General features: G+C 56.4%; 3 protein-coding genes. 2 read left to right on the top strand and 1 reads right to left on the bottom strand.

Translation table 11 applies throughout. The features are described from left to right. The first annotated feature begins 21 nt into the window (after positions 1–21). Both H5P28_RS19965 and H5P28_RS20070 read left to right on the top strand, forming a co-directional pair. Complete coding sequence (locus tag H5P28_RS19965; RefSeq protein ID WP_221773317.1) at positions 22–5,463, top strand: RHS repeat domain-containing protein; 5,442 nt, start codon at positions 22–24, stop codon at positions 5,461–5,463. Positions 5,464–5,765: 302 nt separating this feature from the next. Continuing rightward, positions 5,766–6,383 carry a DUF1573 domain-containing protein gene (locus tag H5P28_RS20070; protein WP_185673690.1) on the top strand — a complete coding sequence of 206 codons (618 nt, stop codon included), beginning with the start codon at positions 5,766–5,768 and terminating at the stop codon, positions 6,381–6,383. A 125-nt stretch (positions 6,384–6,508) separates the two neighbouring features. Here the strand turns inward: H5P28_RS20070 and H5P28_RS00090 are convergent, their stop codons facing one another. Next, the gene (locus H5P28_RS00090) at positions 6,509–7,291 is read right to left on the bottom strand and encodes a DUF932 domain-containing protein (RefSeq protein ID WP_185673689.1); all 783 of its coding nucleotides are present in this window, start codon (positions 7,289–7,291) and stop codon (positions 6,509–6,511) included. Positions 7,292–7,591: the final 300 nt, after the last annotated feature.

Raw genomic sequence — 7,591 nt, 5'->3', positions numbered from 1 at the left:
ACCTATGCGGCTGGAGACGAGGTGCTTTATCAGGATTATGTATATGTTTCTCTGCTGGGGGCTAATGCCGGAAATAACCCGCTTGAGGAACCATCCTATTGGGCGCGGAAAGCTCCTGATCTTGACGAGGGCACTTATGAGGCTGGGGATCAGGTCTGGTATCGGAATGTGATCTGGGAAGCGACGGGGCCGGTCACGGTCACCATTTCCGGCGGCGTTTTTGATTTTGATGAAAACGATTGGACTGCGATCTACAAGCCGGGGGCGTTCGAGGTTCGCTTTTATCGTCCGGGAAGTTTTGAGGCAGCGCCGGATAGTGTTACTGGACTCTATCCGCTTGTCAGTGGAGCTAATCCATTTGTGACCTATGTGGTCAGCAATCCGACTCCGTCTGCTTCCGAACCGGACCAGCTCAAGGTGGAGGAAATCCGTTCCGGTGCGAGTGTGAATGTTTACCATTGGACGCAAACGGGCAACACTTGGAGCTATGCGGAGGGGGGCAACTTGATCTTGACCGAGCTGACCCGGAGCGGGGCATTTGACGAGAATGCCCCTGTGGGGACGACCCGGACGGAACGTCGCAAGTTGAAAAATGGAAGTGGTGAGGTTGCATCGGATGTATTGAAAACTTACGAGATGTTCCCTTGGGGAGAGGAACTGATCTCGGAGGCGCAGGACCCCGAGGGGGTGAACCGGGTAACTCGCTACTATTATCACGATGAGGACAGTGGTGCGCCCGGCTATGGGCGGCTGAAACTGAGGGTGGGGCCCTTTGGCAACTGGGATTACTGGATCTATGATGCTGACGGGCGTCAAATTAAGACAGTCTCTCAGTTTAAAAACACTTCTGCTCCTGGCGGTGACACCCTGCCTTCCTCTGTGGACGAGAGTAGTAATCGGGTGGTTTCGCACACGTTTAATGAGGATGCTGATGCCGGTTGGAATGCGTCCTTGGGGGAATTACGCCGGACAGTGACCTATGTGCAAGGGAATGAGGTTAGTAGGGGCTACCAGATTAGGTACGAGGAGCGTGAGATTGAGCGTATTCAGGGAATTGATACCGAGGTCAAAATCGTAACCTACGTCGATTGTACAGTTCCCGGCGCGGCCTTGGGAGCCGCCTCCAATCTGGTCACCGTTGAACGTACGATTGATGAGTTTGATCTCAAGGGGCAGCCCTTCAGCATCGAGCGCCCCGATGGTACGATGACCCGGTATTCCTACTCCTACGATACTTCCAGTAGTGAAACGATGGACTGGCTCGTGACAACCAGGGAGGAAGGCACCTATGTTTACACCCCTCTGCTGGAGTTTGAGCCCTTTTTGCGTGAGGTTACGGTTGTGGACGGAGTGGGCAATCTGCAATCCCGTGAGAGCTTCCGGTTTGATGAGAGTGGCGAGCCCTTTACCGTAGATCTTGAAGTGGTCAACGGACACGATTCTGAGACGGGCCGTCCGACTTCTATTATCTATTTGGATGGTACGACTCGTGATATGGCCTATGCCTGCTGTGGGCTGGCTTGGGAGTTGAGTCGAGATGGAGAATACACCCAATACACCTATGACGATGCGGGGCGCGTAGTGGAGGCCCTCAAAGGGGATGGCCTGACAAGTTACGATCTGGACGCTGCTGGTCGCGCAGTGCGGACTACATTCAGTAAGGGTAGTGCTTCGACAGAAACTACCTCGACCTACAACAAGGCTGGTGAGCTTGTGTCCAGTATGGATGTGATGGGGCGAATCACGGACCGCATCAAGGATACCGTTACTGCTGCTGGTGAAACCTTTGTTCGTGAACGCGTGTCCTTCCCTTATCTGCCAGGGCAGGCCCCAGTCTGGGCAACCACGACTCTCAGCTATCAGGATGGCTCGCTCTATCAGGTCAGCGGCCCTTCTACAATGGCTCGCCGGTACAGTTATTCTTCAGCCGTGCCGGGGGAAGAGGCTACGACTGAGACTTTTCTGAAGCCGGACCTGAGTGCCTCGGGCGAGTATAGCACAACCGTGACGGACATGTTGGGGCGTACGCGAACGGTTCTGCAACCGGCTCTCGCTCCCGGGGGGGCGGGCGAGGCGCAGACCAGCTACAGTTACAATGCCTTGGGGCAACTAGTCTCAATGGAAGATCCAACCGGCGTCACAACCTTTTACGTGTACGATGATGAGGGGCAGTTGTGGAAAACCTATGTGGGGGATGATGTTGAGGGGCCGGTGCAGACGACAACCATCAGCTACGGGCCTGCTTCGTGGGATAGCGGAGTGCGGGTTCGCAAGACGACTTCTGTGAGTGGGGATGATGTTTCAGGGGCGCAAGTCACCGAGGTCAGCCTCGACGATCTTACCACTGTCACAACTCAGTACGGACTGACGGCGACAACGGTTACGGCATTGACCCCTGCCGTGCCGGTGGGCGGATCGGGTGGCTATGCTCCGGCCACCCGTACGGTCACGACGAGCATTGCCGACGCCGTTGGGGGCTTTGTCTCGAAAACAATTACCGTTTACGCGGATGGCCAAGTGGTCTCCAGTGCAAGCTATGACGCTCAGGGCGCCATGCTTGATCAGACTCAGTACACTTACAGCGACTTGGGTGCTCCGCATACCGTGAGCGATGCCTTCGGTGTCACGACCTACAGTTATCTGGCTAATGGTCGTCTCGAGAGTGTGACGACGCCTGTGGCGGTTGAGGGATCCAGTCTCCCCGGTGACCAGGCACAGACGACTTCCTATGCCTATAGCGATGCCCCGGATGGGAGCATGACGAGGACAATCACCTTGCCGGACGGAAGAATACAGACCGAGGAATACTATCCGGATGGACAACTCAAGCGTCGCAGCGGGTCGAGAACCTACCCGGTAGAGTATGCTTATGACTACGCGGGTCGCATGGCCACGATGAAGACTTGGCAGGATTACCCTTCGGGGGTTCCGGTTGTTACCCATTGGGTTTATAATGCTCGCGGGCTTTTGCAGGAGAAATACTACGCCTACGAGGTGGGGAATCCCGGCACTCCTGACCTGAGCTATACATACGACGATGCCGGCCGACTGAAGACTCGGACCGGTGGTCGTGGGATTGTTACGGCTTATTCCTACGACCCGGACTACGGCTATCAGACGGGCATATCCTACAGTGATGGTAAGACTCCAGCCATCAGCTATACGCAGTATGACCGCAGCGGGCGAATCGGAGCCATAACCGATAGGACTGGCACGCGAACGCTTGTTTATGGGGATGGTCGGATTGTCTCGGAGACCTATGAAGCGGACGGGGAGCCCTGGGATGGTTTTGCGGTTGAGAGGACATTTGATGCGGCCACTCGCCCGAACACGGTCAGCCTTTCCGATGGCACCAGTCCGCTGCACGCAGTGCAGTACGGCTTCGACGGTGTCACAGGGCGTCTGGAGACGATTGGCTTCAGTCAGGGCGGTCAGGTGCACACGGCGGCATACGGTTATCGCCCCGGTAGCGCTCTGGTGGAAAATGTGGTGCAGTCCCGTGGGGCTGCGGAAGTGCTTGCCGTTCACCGTCAGTATGATAATCTTGGTCGTCTAAGGAGCCTGAGTTATGGTATTCCTCATCAGCAACTGGGTATGACCTACGCATACAATGCGGCGAACCAGCGGACTGCGGCCACTCTGGGCAGCGGAGAGTACTGGCTTTACGGTTACGATGCGTTGGGGCAAGTCACCAGCGCTGCGAAGTACCTGCCTGGTGCGCAACCAATTCCCGGCTACGTGTTCAATTACGGGTTTGACGATATCGGTAACCGTACTCAGGCCGGGCGGGATGGGAATACAACCCGTCGTCAGGTGTATTATGCCGGAGCCGATGCCACCGGGACAAACGGTGCCAATCCGCTTAACCAGTACGGCAGTCGCAGCGTGCCTCGCGTCCTTGGAGTGCTGGGGTCTGCTCACCCGGCGGCGGAAGTGACGGTTAATGCGGAGACGGCCACCCGTACAGGAGAGTACTTCCAGGCACTCTTGGATTACTCCGGGGAAACAAGTCCAAATGCTGCCCGGCAGGAGAGTATCGCGATCCAGGGAACCTACTCAGGGCAGGGGAGTGGTGGTGCCGATGCTGTCGCCGAGGCTGAAGCCAGCGCCTACCTACCTCCCAACCCGGAAAACTTTATATACGATGACGACGGGAACTTGTCCAACGACTCTCGTTGGGTGTATACTTGGGATGGTGAAAATCGCCTTATTGCGATGGAGCCAACTTCTGTGGCAGCTGGCTTGGGGGTTCCCAATCGGAAACTGGTCTTTACCTATGACTCCCAGGGTCGCCGCATGAAGAAAGAGGTGTTCGATTGGGATGATGTGGCGGGTGGCTGGGAGAGTACGCCTGTGGAGACTATCGCTTTTCTCTATGACGAGTGGAATGTGTTGGCCGAGCTTGCTTACGATGGGGCTGGGGCTCTTGCCCCCTCGCGCACCTACACCTGGGGGCTCGACTTGAGTGGAACCCTTCAAGGGGCGGGTGGCGTCGGTGGCCTGCTGGCCGTTACTGCGGGGGCTGATACCTATTACCCCGCTTGCGATGGCAATGGGAATGTCATGGCTTATGTGGACAGCCAGTCTGGCACGGTTTCGGCGCGATTCGAGTACGGTCCCTTCGGCGAACCCTTACGTGCTACCGGTGCCGCCGTGGCCGAACTCAACTACCGCTTCTCCACCAAATATACCGACCCAGAATCCGGCCTCCTTTACTACGGCTACCGCTATTATGACCCTGTCGTTGGCAGATGGCTCTCCAGAGACCCGATTGGAGAACGGGGAGGGTTGAATTTATATGGGTTTGTTGGGAATGATGGAGTCTCTCGGGGCGATGTGCTTGGACTCATGGATCAGGGGAACTGGGGAGAGGTGCTTGCTGCTAGTGATTTCCTTGATGCTGGTCCCGTACCTCCGCAAGGACCATCAATGTCAGATCATTTTTTTCCTCCTATTGGCCCAGATGACGGTGAGCATTTGGATTACACGGAATGGTTTGATCAGAACCATGGTGCTGACATTGAGCGTTACCGACTTTGGGCTAAGCGTAAAGTTGAAACCGAGTTGAGTAAAAGTTGTAGTTCGCACCCGACTACACTGGGGCCGTATAATATGACCGATTTGCCAGAGGGACAGTCTTATATCACGACACAATATCGACTGGGGCGGATTTTGGTGATACTTAGGGATGTTAATGTTCGATGGACAGGGGATAAGTACACTTGGAGTGGGGAAATGACCCTTGGTCAAGGATTGGGATTTAATAATGATAAAGATGGGAATTGGTGGGAGCGTAATATTCAGTATCCATTGCTTGGGAATCCTCAAATCACGACACCGGGAGTAGGAGGAGAGACCATATCTCTTCCTGCGGTCTTCCCGCCAAGGTCTGTGACTATGGGACAGTGGTCTGTCGAAGGTGCCGGGGAATGTTGTCAAAACAAAACGGAGGAATCGGAGTGAAGTCGTTAAGTGTGATAGTAGCTGCAATTTTATCTATTCTCATGGCGGTTGTTCTAACTCCTCGAATTGGGGTATATACTTGGCTGGCTTATCTAATTAGTTATCTTGTTTTTACGGGACTGTCAGTCGGTCTAGTTTTTAAGCGGTTTGATCGATTGTATTGGTGCTTATGCCTACTTCTAGTTGCTGCACCGTTTCTAGCAATTATCCCTTCTGCCCTGCTTTTTGGGGTTTCAAAATAACCTGTATCGACTTTAGGCGTGCCTTGCTTCTATCCGTTTTTAATTATAGCTCTGCTTGTCATGTCGGCTGATGTTGTAGCTGGTCTCAAGTGGGAGCGCCCGCGCTTGGACGTACCTGCTGCCGTAGGGGAAGAAGAGGTTACGGGAATCTTCCGGTTTACGAATACTGGGAACGATCCGGTGGCTATCATGCGAGTACGTTCGAGTTGCGGTTGTACGGTCCCTGCACTGGACCAGGATGTGTATGCCCCGGGTGAGTCCGGTGAATTGAAAGCAATCCTGACCGTAGGCGAGCGCGCCGGTCCGCAGCGTGTTGTTCTCACTGTCAACACGGATAGTCCTGGCCACCCGACAACTCGTCTGATTTTTCAAACGAACATCCCCGAAGTCGTCAAGCTCCGCCCGAGGGTTCAAGTCTGGCGTCAGGGATCAGCCAGGGACTGGAGGGAGGTCTCTATCGAGACGGATCCAGCTTACACCGTTTCCCTCAGCGGGGACAGTGAGGCTGATTTTCTTTTCGATCACGAACTTAATCCTGTCCCGAAAACCCCGGGAAGCTATCTGCTACGCTTGCGTCCAAAGGGTACCACGGAGCGTTCTCAGACGAAACTTATTATTCAGGTGAAACTTCCTGATGGTAAGAAAGCTGTCTCGACTATCCAGCTTCTTATCCGATAAGGGGAGTGCCTCCGCTCCCAGCTAAAAAGAAGCCGGCCTGAAGGCGCGGCTTCTTTTATTGTTAGCCTCCGACCTGCCCGGGGACAGCAGAGGCAGCCCTTAGGCTGCTTCCGCCGTCCACTCGTTCAGTTTATCCCGGCGTGATGATCGAGGAGTTGGTGGAGGCGTTCGGTTCTGGTGGGCAGGAGGTTGAGGTTTCCCTTGAGGGCCTCGGTGAAGGCGTTCTGGAGGGACCACAGGGTGCGCTCACGGAAGCAGGGGTGTTCGGGGTTTCTCCAGTGGTCGAGGACCTTGGGGATGTGCTGGTTGGAGCAGACGCCTGCATCCACAGCCCGGATGATGAGGTCGTGGGCGCGGGTGTCGCGGAGGCGGGCCTGCTTGTAGGCTTCGATGCGGCGGGCCTGTTCACCGAAGCGCCCGACGAGGCGTTGGACGGCGTTGTCGGCCAACTCGTCGAGGTCGCGCAGGATGAAGCGGGTGTGCTTGCGGGCGAGCTTGATCTCGCCTGAGAAGGCCAGATTGCTGCACACCAGCACCTGAGTCCCGGCGACGATGCCGGCGGGGAAGCTCTTGTCGTGGGAGTTTCTGACGCCGACGATCCAACTGTAGTCCCCGGCGTCGCGGGCGGTGCGGATCTCCAGCAGGGCGAAGAAGCGGTCGGCCTCCTTGTCCAGTGCGTAGGCGCTGTTGACGATGGCCAGGCCGCGCCCGAGCAGAGCCCGCTCGACCGTGTTGAGGACGGTGAGGTGGGCAACCGGTTGCCAGGTGCGGGTGGGCGGCGGCGTGGGGACCTCCGCAATCCGGCTGCGGTTGACGGCCTGAGAGCCGCAGTGCAGCAGGAGGTTGCAGCGGGGTTGGGGATGGACGGTGGCCGCCGCTGCGGGCGGTTCCAGTAATGTATGGATCATGAGTCGGGTTTCCTTTCGGTTGGTGGTTATTTGTTGGGTTCGGGTTGTGGGTTTTGTGTGGTTGGTTTTCGGGAAAGCAAAAAGCCCCGCCCCGGAGGGACCGGGACGGGGCTGTATTGGGCTTTGGATACACGCATCCCTGAGCGCCTCAGCGGTAGGGGTGTTCGCGCTCGGGGTACTCGGGGACGAAGGGGGAGCGCCTGACAGCCCCCACGGCGTAGCCGATGGATCCGATGAGGATGGCCACGGAGACGACGAGGAAGGGGCTGAGGACCTCCCTGGCCTCATCGACGGCCCCGA

Source organism: Ruficoccus amylovorans (genome assembly GCF_014230085.1).
Taxonomy (GTDB): domain Bacteria; phylum Verrucomicrobiota; class Verrucomicrobiia; order Opitutales; family Cerasicoccaceae; genus Ruficoccus; species Ruficoccus amylovorans.
The sequence above is the reverse complement of the archived record's forward strand: the minus strand, read 5'-3'. Positions and strand labels throughout refer to the sequence as shown.

Bases quoted from the DNA above. Each gene is read 5' to 3' on its own strand.
- H5P28_RS20070 (WP_185673690.1), top strand. From the start codon at position 5,766: ATGTCGGCTGATGTTGTAGCTGGTCTCAAGTGGGAGCGCCCGCGCTTG.
- H5P28_RS00090 (WP_185673689.1), bottom strand. From the start codon at position 7,291: ATGATCCATACATTACTGGAACCGCCCGCAGCGGCGGCCACCGTCCAT.